This window comes from Streptomyces sp. NPDC048659 (assembly GCF_040650575.1).
GTDB lineage: Bacteria > Actinomycetota > Actinomycetes > Streptomycetales > Streptomycetaceae > Streptomyces.
Genome location: NZ_JBEZHM010000001.1, coordinates 289,342 through 306,928 on the forward strand (window position 1 = coordinate 289,342; position 17,587 = coordinate 306,928).

At 69.7% G+C, this 17,587-nt stretch carries 15 protein-coding genes and 2 tRNA genes; 11 read left to right on the forward strand and 6 right to left on the reverse strand.

Features of this window, described 5'->3' with window-relative positions; genetic code table 11:
* Positions 1-17: 17 nt before the first annotated feature.
* From yidC to rpmH, 4 genes are read right to left on the reverse strand one after another with little or no spacing between them, the layout of a single operon-like run.
* Positions 18-1,340, reverse strand: a complete 1,323-nt coding sequence (yidC, locus tag AB0C99_RS01390; RefSeq protein WP_362468009.1) for a membrane protein insertase YidC — start codon at positions 1,338-1,340, stop codon at positions 18-20.
* 3 nt (positions 1,341-1,343) lie between these two features.
* Positions 1,344-1,670, reverse strand: coding sequence for a membrane protein insertion efficiency factor YidD (gene yidD, locus AB0C99_RS01395; RefSeq protein ID WP_362468011.1), 327 nt, complete (start codon positions 1,668-1,670; stop codon positions 1,344-1,346).
* Positions 1,667-2,038, reverse strand: coding sequence for a ribonuclease P protein component (gene rnpA / locus AB0C99_RS01400; protein WP_362468012.1), 372 nt, complete (start codon positions 2,036-2,038; stop codon positions 1,667-1,669). Before rnpA ends, yidD begins: the two co-directional genes overlap by 4 nt.
* 21 nt (positions 2,039-2,059) lie before the next feature.
* A complete protein-coding gene (gene rpmH, locus AB0C99_RS01405; RefSeq protein WP_046908686.1) occupies positions 2,060-2,197 on the reverse strand; it encodes a 50S ribosomal protein L34 in 138 nt (45 codons plus the stop codon).
* 386 nt (positions 2,198-2,583) lie between these two features.
* On the opposite strand from rpmH, the gene dnaA reads away from it, so the two are divergent.
* From dnaA to AB0C99_RS01455, 10 genes are all read left to right on the forward strand, one after another.
* Positions 2,584-4,431 (forward strand): chromosomal replication initiator protein DnaA, encoded by a 1,848-nt coding sequence (gene dnaA, locus AB0C99_RS01410; protein WP_362468014.1) that lies wholly within the window; start codon positions 2,584-2,586, stop codon positions 4,429-4,431.
* A gap of 954 nt (positions 4,432-5,385) precedes the next feature.
* Positions 5,386-6,516: a DNA polymerase III subunit beta gene (gene dnaN, locus AB0C99_RS01415; RefSeq protein ID WP_362468016.1), complete on the forward strand. Its 1,131-nt coding sequence runs from the start codon at positions 5,386-5,388 to the stop codon at positions 6,514-6,516.
* 79 nt (positions 6,517-6,595) lie between these two features.
* Complete coding sequence (gene gnd / locus AB0C99_RS01420) at positions 6,596-7,474, forward strand: phosphogluconate dehydrogenase (NAD(+)-dependent, decarboxylating) (RefSeq protein ID WP_362468018.1); 879 nt, start codon at positions 6,596-6,598, stop codon at positions 7,472-7,474.
* Between the two features lie 59 nt (positions 7,475-7,533).
* The gene (recF, locus tag AB0C99_RS01425) at positions 7,534-8,655 is read left to right on the forward strand and encodes a DNA replication/repair protein RecF (protein ID WP_362468020.1); all 1,122 of its coding nucleotides are present in this window, start codon (positions 7,534-7,536) and stop codon (positions 8,653-8,655) included.
* A 5-nt stretch (positions 8,656-8,660) separates the two neighbouring features.
* Entirely contained in the window at positions 8,661-9,239 is a 579-nt protein-coding gene (locus AB0C99_RS01430; RefSeq protein WP_362468022.1) for a DciA family protein, read from the forward strand.
* 243 nt (positions 9,240-9,482) lie between these two features.
* On the forward strand, positions 9,483-11,513 hold the full coding sequence (gene gyrB / locus AB0C99_RS01435) for a DNA topoisomerase (ATP-hydrolyzing) subunit B (protein WP_362468024.1): 2,031 nt from the start codon (positions 9,483-9,485) through the stop codon (positions 11,511-11,513).
* A 41-nt stretch (positions 11,514-11,554) separates the two neighbouring features.
* The gene (gyrA, locus tag AB0C99_RS01440) at positions 11,555-14,149 is read left to right on the forward strand and encodes a DNA gyrase subunit A (RefSeq protein ID WP_362468026.1); all 2,595 of its coding nucleotides are present in this window, start codon (positions 11,555-11,557) and stop codon (positions 14,147-14,149) included.
* 123 nt (positions 14,150-14,272) lie between these two features.
* A complete protein-coding gene (locus AB0C99_RS01445) occupies positions 14,273-14,839 on the forward strand; it encodes a DUF3566 domain-containing protein (protein WP_362468028.1) in 567 nt (188 codons plus the stop codon).
* A 109-nt stretch (positions 14,840-14,948) separates the two neighbouring features.
* Positions 14,949-15,022, forward strand: a tRNA-Ile gene (locus tag AB0C99_RS01450).
* 145 nt (positions 15,023-15,167) lie between these two features.
* On the forward strand, positions 15,168-15,302 hold the full coding sequence (locus AB0C99_RS01455) for a DLW-39 family protein (protein WP_003958712.1): 135 nt from the start codon (positions 15,168-15,170) through the stop codon (positions 15,300-15,302).
* Between the two features lie 129 nt (positions 15,303-15,431).
* On the opposite strand, the gene AB0C99_RS01460 is transcribed toward AB0C99_RS01455, so the two are convergent.
* Positions 15,432-16,640, reverse strand: coding sequence for a serine/threonine-protein kinase (locus AB0C99_RS01460; RefSeq protein WP_362468030.1), 1,209 nt, complete (start codon positions 16,638-16,640; stop codon positions 15,432-15,434).
* Positions 16,641-16,686: 46 nt separating this feature from the next.
* Positions 16,687-17,235 (reverse strand): DNA-binding protein, encoded by a 549-nt coding sequence (locus AB0C99_RS01465; RefSeq protein WP_362468032.1) that lies wholly within the window; start codon positions 17,233-17,235, stop codon positions 16,687-16,689.
* Positions 17,236-17,364: 129 nt separating this feature from the next.
* On the opposite strand from AB0C99_RS01465, the gene AB0C99_RS01470 reads away from it, so the two are divergent.
* A tRNA-Ala gene (locus tag AB0C99_RS01470) sits at positions 17,365-17,437 on the forward strand.
* Positions 17,438-17,587: the final 150 nt, after the last annotated feature.

Genomic DNA, 17,587 nt, shown 5'->3' on the forward strand with positions numbered 1-17,587 from the left:
TCTTGCTTCGTGGAGGCTTACTTCTTGGAGGAGGGGTGCTTCGGGCGCTGCTGGCCCTTGCGCTGGCGGGAGCCACCGGAGTTGGCCCGCTGGCGCGTCGGCTTGTCGCCCGCGTCCTGCGGCTTCTTCTCCAGCGAGGGAGCGGTCGCCTTCTGGTCCGCGGTGCCGGCGCTGTCCTCGGCGGACTCCGCCGGATCAGAGGACTCCGCGGACTCGGAGGAATCAGTCGATTCCTCGGCGTCCTTCGCCCCGGGCTGCTGGCCGCCACCGGACTGGCGCTGGGCCTTGGTCTGGCGCTTGGGCTGCTGGCGCTTGGCGGTGGCGCCGCCCTCCGCCTCGGCGAGCGCGGTGTCGCTCTTGATCACGGTGCCGTCGGCCTGGGGCGCGAAGCCGGCCTTGGCCAGGCCCGTGAAGAAGCGGCGCTCGTTCTCGTTGCGGTCGCTGCCCTTGGCCACGATGGCCTTGACGATGTTCTTCCGCCGACGGCCGCGGACCTCACCGTGGTGGCTGACGCCCTTGAGCAGGCGCTGGAGGTAGGCGTCCTGGGCCTTGCTGCCCGGCGTCGGGTTCTGGTTGATCACGTACATCTGCTGGCCCATGGTCCACACATTGGTGGTCAGCCAGTAGACGAGGACACCGACGGGGAAGTTGATGCCCATGACGGCGAAGATCACCGGGAAGATGTACATGAGCATCTTCTGCTGCTGCATGTACGGGGTCTTCACCGAGAGGTCGACGTTCTTCATCATCAGCTGGCGCTGGGTGAAGAACTGCGAGGCCGACATCAGGATGATCATGATCGCGGTGACGATGCGGACATCGGTCAGCGAGGCGTCGAGGGCGGCGACCTTCTCGGCGCTGTCCGTGAACTTGGCGGCCAGCGGGGCGCCGAAGATGTGGGCCTGACGGGCGCTCTCCAGCAGCGGCTGGTCGATGACGCCGATCGTCTTGCCCGAGGCGATCGCGGAGAGCACGTGGTACAGCGCGAAGAAGAACGGAGACTGCGCCAGGATGGGAAGGCACGAGGAGAGCGGGTTGGTGCCCGTCTCCTTGTACAGCTTCATCATCTCTTCGGACTGACGCTGCTTGTCGCTCTTGTAGCGCTCCTGGATCGCCTTCATCTTCGGCTGGAGCGCCTGCATGTTCCGCGTCGACTTGATCTGCTTCACGAAGAGCGGGATCAGGCAGATACGGATCAGCACCACGAGGGACACGATGGACAGACCCCAGGCCCAGCCCGTGTCAGGGCCGAAGACCGCCCCGTACATCTTGTGGAACTGGACGATCACCCATGAGACAGGTGTGGTGATGAAGCTGAACAGACTGGCAATCGTGTCCACTAATCAGGCTCCTTGAGCATTGGGCGAGGTCTCTCCGACCGGGCTCGTCTCGGCGGAGAACCCGCCCTTGTCTCCACGTAGGGCGGCGCGCAGCATCTCGTGCCAGCGCGGTCGCTTGCGCAGGGGAACATGGTCCACGCCGCCCGGCGTCCACGGATTGCACCGCAGAATGCGCCAGGCGGTCAGGGCTGTGCCCTTGATCGCGCCATGCCGGTCGATGGCCGTGAATCCGTAGCGGGAACACGACGGGTAGTACCGGCAGACGGGGCCCAGGAGCGGGCTGATCGTCCACTGGTACAGCTTGATAAGGGCCAGCAGCGGGTACTTCATCGCGTGCCCCCTCCCAGCAGCCGCTGTAGCGCGGCGTCCAGGTCTCGGGCCAGCTGTGCATGATCGGCGTCGCCGGCTCCGGGCAACGCCCGTACCACCACCAGGCTACCGGGGGGCAGCTCGGTGAGCCGTTCACGCACGAGGTGGCGTAGACGGCGCTTCACCTGATTGCGGACGACCGCTCCGCCAACGGCTTTGCTCACGACGAAACCCGCACGCGTCGGGGGAGCGCTCTCCCCAGGCGCGTGCGGGTCCGTTTCACCGCTGCGTAGATGGACGACGAGGCACGGGCGGCCAGCCCGGCGGCCTCGGCGAACCGCGGTCGCGAAGTCCTCGCGCCGCCTCAGCCGATTCTCGGTAGGCAGCACGTCATGACCTGATTAGACAGATCAGGCGGACAGCTCAGCGCGACCCTTGGCACGGCGGTTCGCCAGGATGGCGCGGCCGGCACGGGTGCGCATACGCAGGCGGAAACCGTGGGTCTTCGCGCGACGACGGTTGTTCGGCTGGAAGGTGCGCTTGCTCACTCGGGGGCTCCAGAAGTAATTCGTTGGTGGCGGGACATCGCCTGGCTGTCACCGTGCGCCCACGAGAAGCTGAACTCGCAATACGCTCGAGTGCACCGCTTCGCGATCACATAAAGTGACCTTCGCCCATCGGTAGGCAGGCGGCAGCAGCCATCGACAACTCGACCTGGTTACGGTACGCGCGGCTACGCCATCCGGTCAAACCGGCCGGTCACCGGGGTCCATTGTGCACAGGCTGTGGACAACAACTTGAACCACGTCAGCCGCCCCGACTACCGTGGCTGGACTCCGCAATCTTTTCCGTTCTGTCCTTACCTGTCCTTCAGGACTTCGACCAACCGTCCCGAGAACCACACATTCGTGGGACCTGCGAGGAAGCGTGCCCCGTGGCTGACGTACCTGCCGATCTTGCCGCAGTGTGGCCGCGCGTCCTGGAACAGCTTCTCGGGGAGAGCCAGCAGGGCATCGAGGGCAAGGACAAGCAGTGGATCGAGCGCTGCCAGCCGCTCGCGCTGGTGGCCGACACCGCCCTGCTCGCGGTCCCGAACGAGTACGGCAAGCAGGTCCTCGAAGGACGGCTCGCCCCGCTGATCAGCGAGGCGCTCAGCAACGCCTGCGGGCGCCCGATCCGGATCGCGATCACCGTCGACGACTCGGTCGGCGAGCCGACCCCGCCCGCGCCGCCCGTCCGGCAGGCGCCGCAGCCCCCGCAGCCGCAGCGCTACGACGAGCGCCCGGCGGAGCCGTACGGCACGTACGAGAAATACGAGAAGTACGACGAGTACGGGCGCCCGCTGCCGGACGACGGTCTGCCGACCGCCCGGCCCGCCTACCCCGAGTACCAGCAGCAGCGCCCTGAGCCCGGCTCCTGGCCGCGCGCCCAGGAGGACCTGTCCTGGCAGCAGCAGCGGCTCGGCGGCTTCCAGGAGCGCGAGCCGGCCGCGGAGCAGTGGCGCGAGCCGTACCAGCCGGCCCGGCCCCAGCCGCCGCGGTCGCGGTACGACGAGCGGCCCCCGGCGTACGAGCAGCAGCGTCCCGACCGCGGCGAGCTGCCCGAGACGCAGCGTCCGGGCGGCGGCCCCGGTCCGCGTCCCGGCGGGCCCGTCCCGGGTCCGATGGGCACGGGTCCGACCGGCGGCGGCCCCGGCATGGGCGGCCCCACGGGCGGGCAGGGCGGCGGGCCCGGAGCTCCGGGCGAGCAGCACGCGCGGCTGAACCCCAAGTACCTCTTCGACACCTTCGTCATCGGTTCCTCGAACCGCTTCGCGCACGCCGCCGCGGTCGCGGTGGCCGAGGCGCCGGCGAAGGCGTACAACCCCCTCTTCATCTACGGGGAGTCGGGGCTCGGCAAGACCCATCTGCTGCACGCGATCGGGCACTACGCCCGCAGCCTCTACCCGGGCACCCGGGTGCGGTACGTGAGCTCCGAGGAGTTCACCAACGAGTTCATCAACTCGATCCGCGACGGCAAGGGCGACGCCTTCCGCAAGCGCTACCGCGACGTGGACATCCTGCTGGTCGACGACATCCAGTTCCTCGCGAGCAAGGAGTCGACGCAGGAGGAGTTCTTCCACACCTTCAACACGCTCCACAACGCGAACAAGCAGATCGTGCTCTCCTCGGACCGGCCGCCCAAGCAGCTGGTGACCCTGGAGGACCGGCTGCGCAACCGCTTCGAGTGGGGGCTGACCACCGATGTGCAGCCGCCGGAGCTGGAGACGCGGATCGCGATCCTGCGCAAGAAGGCGGTCCAGGAGCAGCTGAACGCCCCGCCGGAGGTGCTGGAGTTCATCGCCTCCCGGATCTCGCGGAACATCCGCGAGCTGGAGGGCGCGCTGATCCGGGTGACGGCCTTCGCGAGCCTGAACCGGCAGCCGGTGGACCTGGGGCTGACCGAGATCGTCCTCAAGGACCTGATCCCGGGCGGCGAGGACTCGGCGCCGGAGATCACGGCCGGCGCGATCATGGCGGCGACGGCGGACTACTTCGGGCTGACGGTGGAGGACCTGTGCGGCTCCTCGCGCAGCCGGGTGCTGGTCACGGCCCGGCAGATCGCGATGTACCTGTGCCGGGAGCTCACGGACCTCTCGCTGCCGAAGATCGGCGCGCAGTTCGGCGGGCGTGACCACACGACGGTCATGCACGCCGACCGCAAGATCCGCGCGCTGATGGCCGAGCGGCGGTCCATCTACAACCAGGTCACCGAGCTGACCAACCGCATCAAGAACGGCTGAGACGGGCCTCCGAGGGCGCCCTGGGACACCTCCCGGGGCGCCCTTCGGCGTTCCCGGGGAGGCTCCGTAAGGGACCCCGGAGTGGACCCTGGATGGACCCCGGATGGGCCCTGAGTAAGCCCTGGATGGGCCTCGGATCCGCCCCGGATCGGCCCCGGATCGGCCTCCGACGGGCTCCGGATGGGCTCCGGATGGGCACGGCCGAGCTCGGTGCACACCTGTGTACGAGGCCCCGCTGTTCGATTACTCCGTTCCGGTGGCGGGTTCTCCACAGATTGGGGGATGATCTTCCGTCCACAGGGTGGGGACTGCGAAGTTATCCGGATCGCATCCACAGGCTGACCGACTGACAGATCATCACCCCAGGTCAGGCCCCTGTGGAATTGTTGGCAAACGATCTCCACAGGCTGTGGATGAAAAATCTGTCCACAGGCTGCCCGCGCGGTTGTCCACCGGCCGTCCCCAGGGTCGGGACGGTTGCCCACAGCTTCTCCACACCGCTGTCCACTGTTCGGCAACGCAACACCCCCTCTCACCGCACCGAGTGAAAGCGGTCACACCAAGGGAGACGTTTGGGCTGTGGGGAACCTGGGGAAAGCTGGGGACAGCACTGGGGAGAACTCCCCCTGCCCTGTGAATCGGGTGTGCAGAACTTTCGCGTGTCCACAGAACGGGCCGGTTTTCCACGGGGTCCACCCACAGGCTCGGTGGACAAAAAACCGGCGCTGACCTGCGCGAACAACGTTATCCACGGTTTCCACAGCCCCTACTACTACTCCCACAGAGAGTTAGCTAGGAATCCGCTTCGAAGCGGGGGCTGTGCACAACTCGAGCCCGGAGCCTCGACGCGCTCTTGTCGCGACTTGACCCCGAGCCGCACCGAGTGTCGGTGGCGTACGTCAGACTGGTTCCCGCAGTCGACGAAGAGCCAGCAACAAGCAGGAGGCGGTTCCGGTGAAGATCCGGGTGGAGCGCGACGTACTTGCCGAGGCGGTGGCCTGGGTGGCCCGCAGCCTCCCGGCCCGTCCGCCGGCTCCCGTGCTCGCGGGCCTCCTGCTGAAGGCCGAGGACGGCGCGCTCAGCTTCTCCAGCTTCGACTACGAGGTCTCGGCCCGGGTCTCCGTCGAGGCCGAGGTCGAGGAGGACGGCACCGTCCTGGTCTCCGGCCGCCTGCTCGCCGACATCTGCCGCGCCCTCCCCAACCGTCCGGTGGAGATCTCCACAGACGGTGTACGGGCGACCGTCGTCTGCGGCTCCTCCCGCTTCACCCTCCACACCCTCCCTGTGGAGGAGTACCCGGCGCTGCCGGAGATGCCCACCGCCACCGGCACCGTCCCCGGCGAGGTCTTCGCCTCCGCCGCCGCCCAGGTGGCCATCGCCGCCGGCCGTGACGACACGCTGCCCGTGCTCACCGGTGTGCGCATCGAGATCGAGGGCGACACCGTCACCCTCGCCTCCACCGACCGCTACCGCTTCGCCGTGCGCGAGTTCCTGTGGAAGCCGGAGTCCCCGGACGCCTCCGCGGTCGCCCTGGTGCCCGCCAAGACGCTCCTGGACACCGCCAAGGCGCTCACCAGCGGCGACACGGTCACCCTGGCGCTCTCCGGCTCCGGCAAGGGCGAGGGCCTCATCGGCTTCGAGGGCGCCGGCCGCCGCACCACCACCCGGCTGCTCGAAGGCGACCTGCCGAAGTACCGGACGCTTTTCCCCACCGAGTTCAACTCGGTCGCGGTGATCGAGACCGCCCCCTTCGTCGAGGCCGTCAAGCGCGTCGCCCTGGTGGCCGAGCGCAACACCCCGGTCCGGCTCAGCTTCGAGCAGGGCGTCCTCATCCTGGAGGCCGGCTCCAGCGACGACGCACAGGCTGTGGAGCGCGTCGACGCCCAGCTGGACGGCGACGACATCTCGATCGCCTTCAACCCGACCTTCCTGCTGGACGGCCTGAGCGCGATCGACTCCCCGGTCGCCCAGCTCTCCTTCACGACCTCCACGAAGCCCGCGCTGTTGAGCGGCAGGCCCGCGCTCGACGCGGAGGCGGACGACGCCTACAAGTACCTGATCATGCCGGTACGCCTGAGCGGCTGACCCCACAGGTGTGCACCCGCGTCCGGGCGTAGGCTCGGACGCGGGTACGAACCGCACACGACGCTTAAGGAATCATCTGATGGAGCTCGGTCTCGTCGGTCTCGGCAAGATGGGCGGCAACATGCGCGAGCGCATCCGCCGCGCAGGCCACACCGTCGTCGGATACGACCGCAACCCTGACCTCGCCGACGTCCAGAGCCTCCAGGAGCTCGTGGACGCCCTTGAGGGCCCGCGGGTCGTGTGGGTCATGGTTCCGGCCGGTGCCGCCACCCAGTCCACCATCGACGAGCTCGCCGAGCTGCTCTCCCCCGGCGACATCGTCGTGGACGGCGGCAACTCCCGCTGGACCGACGACGAGAAGCACGCCGAGGAGCTCGCGGCCAAGGGCATCGGCTTCGTCGACTGCGGCGTCTCCGGCGGCGTCTGGGGCCTGGAGAACGGCTACGCGCTGATGTACGGCGGCGACGCCGAGCACGTGGCCCGCGTCCAGCCGGTCTTCGACGCGCTCAAGCCCGAGGGCGAGTTCGGCTCCGTGCACGCCGGCAAGGTCGGCGCCGGCCACTTCGCGAAGATGGTCCACAACGGCATCGAGTACGCCATGATGCAGGCGTACGCCGAGGGCTGGGAGCTCCTGGAGAAAGTCGACTCCGTCACCGACGTGCGCGAGGTCTTCCGCTCCTGGCAGGAGGGCACGGTCATCCGTTCCTGGCTGCTGGACCTCGCGGTCAACGCCCTCGACGAGGACGAGCACCTGGACAAGCTGCGCGGCTACGCCTCGGACTCCGGCGAGGGCCGGTGGACGGTCGAGGCCGCCATCGACAACGCCGTCCCGCTGCCGGCGATCACCGCCTCGCTCTTCGCGCGGTTCGCCTCCCGCCAGGACGACTCCCCGCAGATGAAGATGATCGCCGCGCTGCGCAACCAGTTCGGCGGCCACGCGGTCGAGACGAAGAAGTAATCCACAGGCTGTGCACCCCGCGGTGCACAGCCGCCGGGGGAAGAAGGTCGGCGCCCACCATGCACGTCACGCATCTCTCGCTGGCCGACTTCCGCTCGTACGCCCGGGTCGAGGTCCCGCTCGACCCGGGCGTCACCGCGTTCGTGGGGGCGAACGGGCAGGGCAAGACCAACCTCGTCGAGGCGGTCGGCTACCTCGCCACCCTCGGCAGTCACCGGGTCGCCTCCGACGCCCCCCTCGTGCGGATGGGCGCCGAGCGGGCCGTCATCCGCGCCGCCGTCACCCAGGGCGAGCGCTCCCAGCTCGTCGAGCTCGAACTCAACCCGGGCCGCGCGAACCGGGCCCGTATCAACAGGTCCTCGCAGGTCAGGCCGCGTGACGTGCTGGGGATCGTGCGGACCGTGCTGTTCGCGCCCGAGGACCTCGCGCTGATCAAGGGCGACCCCGGCGAGCGCCGGCGCTTCCTCGACGAGCTGATCACGGCGCGCGCGCCGCGCATGGCTGGTGTGCGCTCCGACTACGAGCGGGTGCTCAAGCAGCGCAACACGCTCCTCAAGTCCGCCGCCATGGCCCGGCGGCACGGCGGGCGCTCCATGGACCTGTCCACGCTCGACGTCTGGGACCAGCACCTGGCCCGCGCGGGCGCCGAGCTGCTCGCCCAGCGCCTCGACCTCATCGGGGTGCTGCGCCCGCTCGCCGACAAGGCGTACGAGCAGCTCGCGCCCGGCGGCGGCCCCGTACACCTGGAGTACAAGCCCTCCGCGCCCGGCTCCGGGCACACCCGCGAGGAGCTGTACGAGCAGCTGACCGCCGCGCTCGCCGAGGTGCGCAAGCAGGAGATCGAGCGCGGGGTCACGCTGGTCGGCCCGCACCGCGACGAGCTGCTGCTCAAGCTGGGCGACCTGCCGGCCAAGGGGTACGCGAGCCACGGCGAGTCCTGGTCGTACGCGCTGGCGCTGCGGCTCGCCTCGTACGACCTGCTGCGCGCCGAGGGCAACGAGCCGGTGCTCGTCCTCGACGACGTCTTCGCCGAGCTGGACGCGCGCCGGCGCGAACGGCTCGCGGAGCTGGTGGCGCCCGGCGAGCAGGTGCTGGTGACGGCCGCCGTGGACGACGACGTGCCGGGCGTGCTCGCGGGGACGCGGTACACGGTGTCCGGCGGGAACGTGGAGCGGGTGTGAGTCCCATGGCCGCTGCCGACGGCGAATCCCCTGCCCGGCCGGGCTCTCCCCAGCCTGTGGACGGGCCGGCCGCGCCCGAGCCCTCCGGCGTGGACCTCGCGCGGGTCGCGCTGCGCGCCGCCAAGGAGCAGGCGCGCGCGCGGGGCGCGGCGGCGCAGCAGAAGAAGCAGGCGCGGCGCGGCGGCGGGCTGCGCTCCGGCGCGCGCGCGGACGGGCGCGACCCCATGGCGCTGGGCGCCGCGATCAACCGGCTGATCACCGAGCGCGGCTGGGAGACGCCGGCCGCGGTCGGCGGGGTGATGGGCCGCTGGCCGCAGATCGTGGGCGAGGACCTGGCCAAGCACTGCGTCCCGCTGAAGTACGACGAGGACCCGGAGGTGCGGGTGCTCACGGTGCAGTGCGACTCCACGGCCTGGGCGACCCAGCTGCGGCTGCTCGCGCCCCGGCTGGTGGCGCGGCTCAACGAGGACCTCGGCCACGGCACCGTACGGATGATCAAGGTGCTGGGTCCGGGCGCCCCGCGCCGGGGCTACGGACCGCTGCGGGCGCCGGGCTCGACGGGCCCCGGCGACACCTACGGGTAGGCCGGCCGTCCCGATGCCCACAACGCGCTACGAGCCGAAGCGCTAGGTGGCCGTCAGGGGCCTCTGGAGCCCCTCCCCGGATATGGGGAGTCGTCTCGCGCCCGTCGAGGGCGGCACATGAGCATTCAGGTACCGGCAAACCCCCATGAGTGTCAGTGGTACCGGTAGACTGGAAGACAATCCCGCCACCCTGCGGAACATGTCGAACGACGCAGCCGCTCCCGTATGCCCGGAGAACGGCCTGTGCTGTGCCAGAAAGGGCGCTTCGTGGCCGATTCCGGCAACCCCAACGAGAACAACCAGTACACCGCCAGCAACATCCAGGTACTCGAGGGTCTGGATGCGGTGCGCAAGCGCCCCGGCATGTACATCGGCTCGACCGGAGAGCGCGGCCTGCACCACATGGTGCAGGAGGTCGTCGACAACTCGGTCGACGAAGCCCTGGCCGGTCACGCGGACACCATCGACGTGACGATCCTGGCCGACGGCGGTGTGCGCGTCGTGGACAACGGCCGCGGCATCCCCGTCGGCATCGTCGAGTCCGAGGGCAAGCCGGCCGTCGAGGTCGTCCTGACCGTGCTGCACGCGGGCGGCAAGTTCGGCGGCGGCGGCTACGCGGTCTCCGGCGGTCTGCACGGCGTCGGCGTCTCCGTCGTCAACGCGCTGTCCACCAAGGTCGCCGTCGAGATCAAGACGGACGGTCACCGCTGGACGCAGGAGTACAAGATGGGCGCCCCGACCGCGCCCCTCGCCCGGCACGAGGAGACCGAGGAGACCGGCACCACGGTCACCTTCTGGTCCGACCCCGAGATCTTCGAGACGGTCGAGTACTCCTTCGAGACGCTCTCGCGCCGCTTCCAGGAGATGGCCTTCCTCAACAAGGGCCTGACGATCACGCTCACCGACGAGCGCGAGTCAGCGAAGGCCACCGTGGGCGCCGACGCCCCGGACGCCGAGGCGGGCGCCGAGCCGGCCGCGCGCACCGTGAAGTACCACTACGAGGGCGGCATCGTCGACTTCGTGAAGTACCTCAACTCGCGCAAGGGCGAGCTGGTCCACCCGACCGTCATCGACATCGAGGCCGAGGACAAGGAGCGCCTGCTCTCGGTCGAGATCGCGATGCAGTGGAACTCCTCGTACTCCGAGGGCGTGTACTCCTTCGCGAACACGATCCACACCCACGAGGGCGGCACCCACGAGGAGGGCTTCCGCGCGGCGCTGACGACGCTCGTCAACAAGTACGCGCGCGAGAAGAAGCTGCTCCGCGAGAAGGACGACAACCTCACGGGCGACGACATCCGCGAGGGTCTGACCGCGATCATCTCGGTCAAGATCGGCGAGCCGCAGTTCGAGGGCCAGACGAAGACGAAGCTCGGCAACACCGAGGCGAAGACCTTCGTGCAGAAGGTCGTCTTCGAGCACCTGACGGACTGGTTCGACCGCAACCCCAACGAGGCCGCGGACATCATCCGCAAGGGCATCCAGGCCGCCACCGCGCGCGTGGCCGCGCGCAAGGCGCGCGACCTGACCCGCCGCAAGGGCCTGCTGGAGTCCGCCTCGCTGCCGGGCAAGCTGTCCGACTGCCAGTCGAACGACCCGACCAAGTGCGAGATCTTCATCGTCGAGGGCGACTCCGCCGGCGGCTCCGCCAAGTCCGGCCGCAACCCGATGTACCAGGCCATCCTGCCGATCCGCGGCAAGATCCTGAACGTCGAGAAGGCCCGCGTCGACAAGATCCTGCAGAACACCGAGGTCCAGGCGCTGATCTCCGCCTTCGGCACCGGGGTGCACGAGGACTTCGACATCGAGAAGCTCCGCTATCACAAGATCATCCTGATGGCGGACGCCGACGTCGACGGCCAGCACATCAACACCCTGCTGCTCACCTTCCTCTTCCGCTTCATGCGTCCGCTGGTCGAGGCCGGGCACGTCTACCTCTCCCGCCCGCCGCTCTACAAGATCAAGTGGGGCCGGGACGACTTCGAGTACGCCTACTCGGACCGCGAGCGCGACGCGCTGGTCGAGCTGGGCAAGCAGAACGGCAAGCGGATCCGGGAAGACTCGATCCAGCGCTTCAAGGGTCTCGGCGAGATGAACGCCGAGGAGCTGCGCGTCACCACCATGGACGTCGAGCACCGGGTCCTCGGCCAGGTCACCCTGGACGACGCCGCGCAGGCCGACGACCTGTTCTCGGTGCTGATGGGCGAGGACGTCGAGGCACGGCGCTCGTTCATCCAGCGCAACGCCAAGGACGTTCGCTTCCTCGACATCTGAGTCGGTCTCAGCTGACCGTACGAAAGGACTGACGACCAGCAATGGCCGACGAAAACACCCCGACCGGCACCACCGAAGACGAACCCGTGCTGCGGATCGAGCCCGTCGGGCTCGAGACCGAGATGCAGCGCTCGTACCTCGACTACGCGATGTCCGTCATCGTGTCCCGCGCGCTGCCCGACGTCCGGGACGGCCTCAAGCCCGTGCACCGGCGCGTGCTGTACGCGATGTACGACGGCGGCTACCGGCCCGAGAAGGGCTTCTACAAGTGCGCCCGCGTCGTCGGCGACGTCATGGGTACGTACCACCCGCACGGCGACTCCTCGATCTACGACGCGCTCGTCCGCCTCGCCCAGCCCTGGTCGATGCGGATGCCGCTGGTCGACTCGAACGGCAACTTCGGCTCCCCGGGCAACGACCCGGCCGCCGCGATGCGCTACACCGAGTGCAAGCTGATGCCGCTGGCCATGGAGATGCTCCGGGACATCGACGAGGAGACCGTCGACTTCCAGGACAACTACGACGGCCGCAACCAGGAGCCGACGGTCCTGCCGGCCCGCTTCCCGAACCTGCTGGTCAACGGCAGCGCCGGCATCGCGGTCGGCATGGCCACCAACATCCCGCCGCACAACCTGCGCGAGGTCGCGGCCGGTGCCCAGTGGGCGCTGGAGCACCCCGAGGCCAGCCACGAGGAGCTCCTCGACGCGCTGATCGAGCGGATCAAGGGCCCGGACTTCCCGACCGGCGCGCTCGTCGTCGGCCGCAAGGGCATCGAGGAGGCGTACCGCACCGGGCGCGGCTCCATCACGATGCGCGCGGTCGTCGAGGTCGAGGAGATCCAGAACCGCCAGTGCCTGGTGGTCACGGAGCTGCCGTACCAGACCAACCCGGACAACCTCGCGCAGAAGATCGCCGACCTGGTCAAGGACGGCAAGATCGGCGGCATCGCCGACGTACGCGACGAGACCTCGTCCCGGACCGGCCAGCGCCTGGTGATCGTGCTCAAGCGCGACGCCGTCGCCAAGGTCGTCCTGAACAACCTGTACAAGCACACCGACCTGCAGACCAACTTCGGCGCGAACATGCTGGCGCTGGTCGACGGGGTGCCGCGCACGCTGTCGATCGACGCGTTCATCCGCCACTGGGTGCAGCACCAGATCGAGGTCATCGTCCGCCGGACGAAGTTCCGGCTGCGCAAGGCCGAGGAGCGCGCCCACATCCTGCGCGGCCTCCTCAAGGCGCTCGACGCCATCGACGAGGTCATCGCGCTGATCCGGCGCAGCGACACCGTCGAGGTCGCGCGCACGGGCCTGATGGGCCTGCTGCAGATCGACGAGATCCAGGCCAACGCGATCCTGGAGATGCAGCTCCGCCGGCTCGCCGCCCTGGAGCGCCAGAAGATCCTCGCGGAGCACGACGAGCTCCAGGCGAAGATCAACGAGTACAACGCGATCCTGGCCTCCCCGGAGCGCCAGCGCGCGATCGTCAGCGAGGAGCTCGCCGCGCTCGTCGAGCGCTTCGGCGACGACCGCCGCTCCAAGCTGGTGCCCTTCGACGGCGACATGTCCATCGAGGACCTCATCGCCGAAGAGGACATCGTCGTCACCATCACGCGCGGCGGCTACGTCAAGCGGACGAAGACCGAGGACTACCGCTCGCAGAAGCGCGGCGGCAAGGGCGTGCGCGGCACGAAGCTGAAGCAGGACGACATCGTCGACCACTTCTTCGTCTCCACCACGCACCACTGGCTGCTCTTCTTCACCAACAAGGGCCGGGTCTACCGGGCCAAGGCGTACGAGCTGCCGGACGCCGGCCGGGACGCGCGCGGCCAGCACGTGGCCAACCTGCTGGCCTTCCAGCCGGACGAGCAGATCGCGCAGATCCTGGCGGTCCGCGACTACGAGGCCGCGCCGTACCTGGTGCTCGCCACGAAGGCCGGTCTGGTCAAGAAGACGTCCCTGAAGGACTACGACTCGCCGCGCTCGGGCGGTGTCATCGCGATCAACCTGCGTGAGCGCGAGGACGGCAGCGACGACGAGCTGATCGGCGCCGAGCTGGTCTCCTCCGAGGACGATCTGCTGCTGGTGTCGCGGAAGGCCCAGTCGATCCGCTTCACCGCGACGGACGACGCGCTTCGGCCGATGGGACGAGCGACTTCGGGTGTCAAGGGGATGAGTTTCCGCGAGGACGACGAGCTTCTCTCGATGAATGTCGTCCGGCCCGGTACGTTCGTCTTCACCGCGACCGACGGTGGCTACGCCAAGCGCACCCCGGTCGACGAGTACCGCGTCCAGGGCCGCGGCGGCCTCGGCATCAAGGCCGCCAAGATCGTGGAGGACCGCGGTTCGCTCGTGGGCGCGCTGGTGGTCGAGGAGACCGACGAGATCCTCGCCATCACGCTCTCCGGCGGTGTGATTCGCACGCGAGTCAATGAAGTCAGGGAGACCGGCCGTGACACCATGGGCGTCCAGCTGATCAACCTGGGCAAGCGCGACGCCGTCGTCGGCATCGCGCGCAACGCCGAGGCCGGCGGCGAGGACGACGACATCGACGTCGACGCCGAGGCGGCCGAGGGTGCCGATGCGGTCGAGGCGGTCGAGGGCACGGAGCCCGCGACCGGGGAGCACGAGGAGTAGAGCGTGAGTGGAGCCACGGGCGCCGGTTCGGCCGACGGCCGGTCCGCAGGATCGAGCGGTGCCCGTGGCTCCGCCACGGACTCCCAGGGTGGGGGGACTCCCGCCGAAGGTAGGGGGAATACGGTGACGGACACCCGGGGGCAGCGTCCCTCGTACGAGACGTACAACGGGCCGCTGCCCGGCGAGCGCGCGGGGGGCCAGGGCCAGCAGAGCGGCCCGTACCACCCGCCGCAGGCGTACGCGGCCCAGGGCGGCACGTCCGGCGGTCAGAACGCCGGCGCCGTGCGCAAGCCGCGCACGGGAGCCCGGACCACCCCGCGCACGCGCAAGGCGCGGCTGCGGGTGGCCAAGGCCGATCCGTGGTCGGTGATGAAGGTGAGCTTCCTGCTCTCCATCGCGCTGGGCATCTGCACGATCGTGGCGGCCGCGGTGCTGTGGATGGTCATGGACGCCATGGGCGTCTTCTCGACCGTCGGCGGCACCATCAGCGAGGCCACCGGCTCCAACGAGTCGAACGGCTTCGACCTGCAGTCGTTCCTGTCGCTGCCGCGGGTCCTGATGTTCACCTCGGTGATCGCCGTGATCGACGTCGTCCTCATGACGGCGCTGGCGACGCTGGGGGCCTTCATCTACAACCTGTCGGCCGGGTTCGTGGGCGGTGTGGAGCTGACGCTGGCCGAGGACGAGTAGTCCTCGGAGCGTGCCCGAGGGGGCCGGTCGGGAACCGATTTTGGGACTGGCCCCCACGTGCGCTAATCTTCAGGAGTCAGCGCGCGGGACACACACCGCAAAGCGCGGCGGGGCTATAGCTCAGTTGGTTAGAGCGCATCCCTGATAAGGATGAGGCCACAGGTTCAAATCCTGTTAGCCCCACAGAAGAGATCGGCCCGGACGGTTCACCCGTCCGGGCCGATTGCTTTGCCGGACGCGTTGGCGGCCCAGGTCACTGATCGGTATCGGTCGGTGTGTAGAGTGGGCGTCAGAAGTCTCCTACGTCAACGAAAGACGAGGTCGCGCGGTGAAGAAGCTGCTCCTGGTTGCACTGGCCGCCATCGGCGGGCTCCTCGTGTACCGCCAGATCCAGGCGGATCGCGCCGAGCAGGACCTGTGGACGGAGGCGACCGACTCCGTGCCCGCAGGTTCGGGTGTGTGAGACGAAGAATCGTCCGTGTGCGAGGCCCCGGCCGCTGAAAAGCGGCCGGGGCCTCGTGCTGTTCGCTGTAGTGAATAGCTGAGTTGCTGTCGCGAATCGGGCGGGGTCCGGAGCGTCCCGCCGGCGTCGCTAGGCCGCGAGCAGCGCCCAGATCCCCACGGCGAAGCAGAGCAGCGCCGCGCACAGCACCGGGACGGCCACCTTCGCGGGCGGCAGCGGGCGGCGCGCGGGGGTGTCGGGGGCATCCGGGGCCGGGCCGTGAGCCGGGGCGTACGCGGGGGCGGTCACCGGCCGCGTGGGCGGCAGGGGGTGCGGCGGGGCCAGGTGGAAGCCGGTGGTGGCCGGGGTGGCGGGTGGGTCGGCGGGGGCCGGTTCGGGTACGGCGGTGGGTCGCGGTACGGGGCCGGGCTCGCGTACGGGGCGGGGCTCGCGTACGGCGCCGGGGGCCGGCTCGTGGCTGGGCTCCGGGCCCGTCGGGCCGAAGCCGGCGGGCAGCGGGCCGAGCTGGTCGAAGACCTCGACCGGCTCGGCGGCCGCCGGCTCGGGCAGCAGCTCCACCGCCGCGCCCAGCGCCTTGCGCGCGCCCGTGGCGGTCCGGAAGCGGGCCTGGGGGTCCGGCTGGAGCAGCCCGGCCAGCACCTGCCACAGGGGCTCCGGGATGCCCTGGGGGGCGCCCGGGGTGCCGTGCGCCAGGAAGTACTCCACCAGGGCCGGGCCGTCCGGCTTGCGGCCCTGGAGCAGGTGGAGCGCGACCAGCCCGACGGCGAACAGGTCGGCGGGGAAGTCCGGTTCGGCGCCCCGGAGCTGCTCGGGCGCGAAGTAGCCGGGTGTGCCCATCACATGGTCCGTCTCGGTGAGCCGGGGCTCGCCCTTGCGCATCGAGATGCCGAAGTCGGAGAGCCGCAGATGCGGCCGTCCCGTCCCGGTCGGGTCCAGCAGGATGTTGGCCGGCTTGATGTCCCGGTGCACCACCCCCTCCGCGTGCACCGCGGCGAGACCGGCCAGCAGCTGGTCGAGCAGGACGCACACGAACCGGGGCGGCAGGGCGCCGTAGTCCCCGATCAGCCGGGCCAGCGAGCCGCCCGCGGCCAGGTCCATCGTGAAGAGGACCTGGTCGTCGTCGGCGGCCCAGCTGGCCGGGGCCAGGACGTGCGGGTGGTCGATCCGGAGCGCCTGCTCGCGGACGAAGCGCAGGAGGGTGTGGGCGTCGCTCTGCTGGAGCACCTTGGCCGCCACGTACCGGCGCCGCCGGTGGTCCCAGGCGCGCCAGACCGCCCCCACCCCGCCCCTGCCGATCGGGTCGATCAGTTCGTACCGACCGGCGAAGACCTCACCCATCGCGCCGCGCCCGCCCCCCTGCCGACGCGGCCCCCGCCGTCCGGCGTCAGTTCTGGTGCGCCTCGTAGTGCGCGACCGCGTCCGCGGTGCGCCCGGCGCCGTACACCCGGAGGAACTCTGCCAGTTCGGGGTGGGCCGGGGCGAGGGAGTCCGCCGCGTCGATGATGTCGCCGGCCGCGGAGACCGAGCGGAGCAGGGACTGGATCTCGCGGACGACCCGGCGGACCGTGGGCGCCCCCGCGCCGGTGGTGGCCTGGCCGGTGGCGGTCAGCACGGAGCCGCCCTGGGACTTCTTGATCTCGTCCATCCGGTCGGTGGCCTCGGCGGCGCTGACGCTGCCGTCGGCGACCTGGCCGGCGAGCTCCTGGAGGGCCTGGACGCGCTGCACGACCGCGGGGTTGCCGATCTTGGCCCGCTGGCCGCTCATCAGCTGGGAGAGCATGGGCGCCGACAGTCCGAGCACGGCCGCGAGCCTGGCCTGGTTCAGCCCGAGATCGTCGATCAGCCGACGGAAGAGCGCCCCCAGCGGCTCCCCGTACCAACTGCGCTGAAGCTCCCGGGCTCTGGCCGTGGCTTCCTGCTGCGCTGTATCCATCACTTCTCCCCATCCCTGCGGTTCGCCACTGCGAACCTCGATCAGCATCTTACGGAGAGTGGTCGCCGTCGGGGAGTCCCCATCTTTTTGCGGGATACGGCCTCCGACCCGGTACTCTGGTGTCGTTCCGGGGCCTTAGCTCAGTTGGTAGAGCGCTGTCTTTGCATGGCAGATGTCAGGGGTTCGACTCCCCTAGGCTCCACGCGTACACCCCTTCCAGGATGTGGAAACACAGCCCGGGAGGGGTTTTTCGTCGTTCCGGACCGGTCCCGGTCGTGCTCTGCCGACTCCCGGTCAATTTCCGGTCAATTCCCTTGTCTCGCGCGGGTGTCGGGCTCCCTAGTGGCCCACT

Bases quoted from the DNA above. Each gene is read 5' to 3' on its own strand.
- AB0C99_RS01465 (WP_362468032.1), bottom strand. From the start codon at position 17,235: ATGGATACAGCGCAGCAGGAAGCCACGGCCAGAGCCCGGGAGCTTCAG.
- recF (WP_362468020.1), top strand. From the start codon at position 7,534: ATGCACGTCACGCATCTCTCGCTGGCCGACTTCCGCTCGTACGCCCGG.
- gyrA (WP_362468026.1), top strand. From the start codon at position 11,555: ATGGCCGACGAAAACACCCCGACCGGCACCACCGAAGACGAACCCGTG.
- gnd (WP_362468018.1), top strand. From the start codon at position 6,596: ATGGAGCTCGGTCTCGTCGGTCTCGGCAAGATGGGCGGCAACATGCGC.
- yidD (WP_362468011.1), bottom strand. From the start codon at position 1,670: ATGAAGTACCCGCTGCTGGCCCTTATCAAGCTGTACCAGTGGACGATC.
- AB0C99_RS01430 (WP_362468022.1), top strand. From the start codon at position 8,661: ATGGCCGCTGCCGACGGCGAATCCCCTGCCCGGCCGGGCTCTCCCCAG.
- AB0C99_RS01460 (WP_362468030.1), bottom strand. From the start codon at position 16,640: ATGGGTGAGGTCTTCGCCGGTCGGTACGAACTGATCGACCCGATCGGC.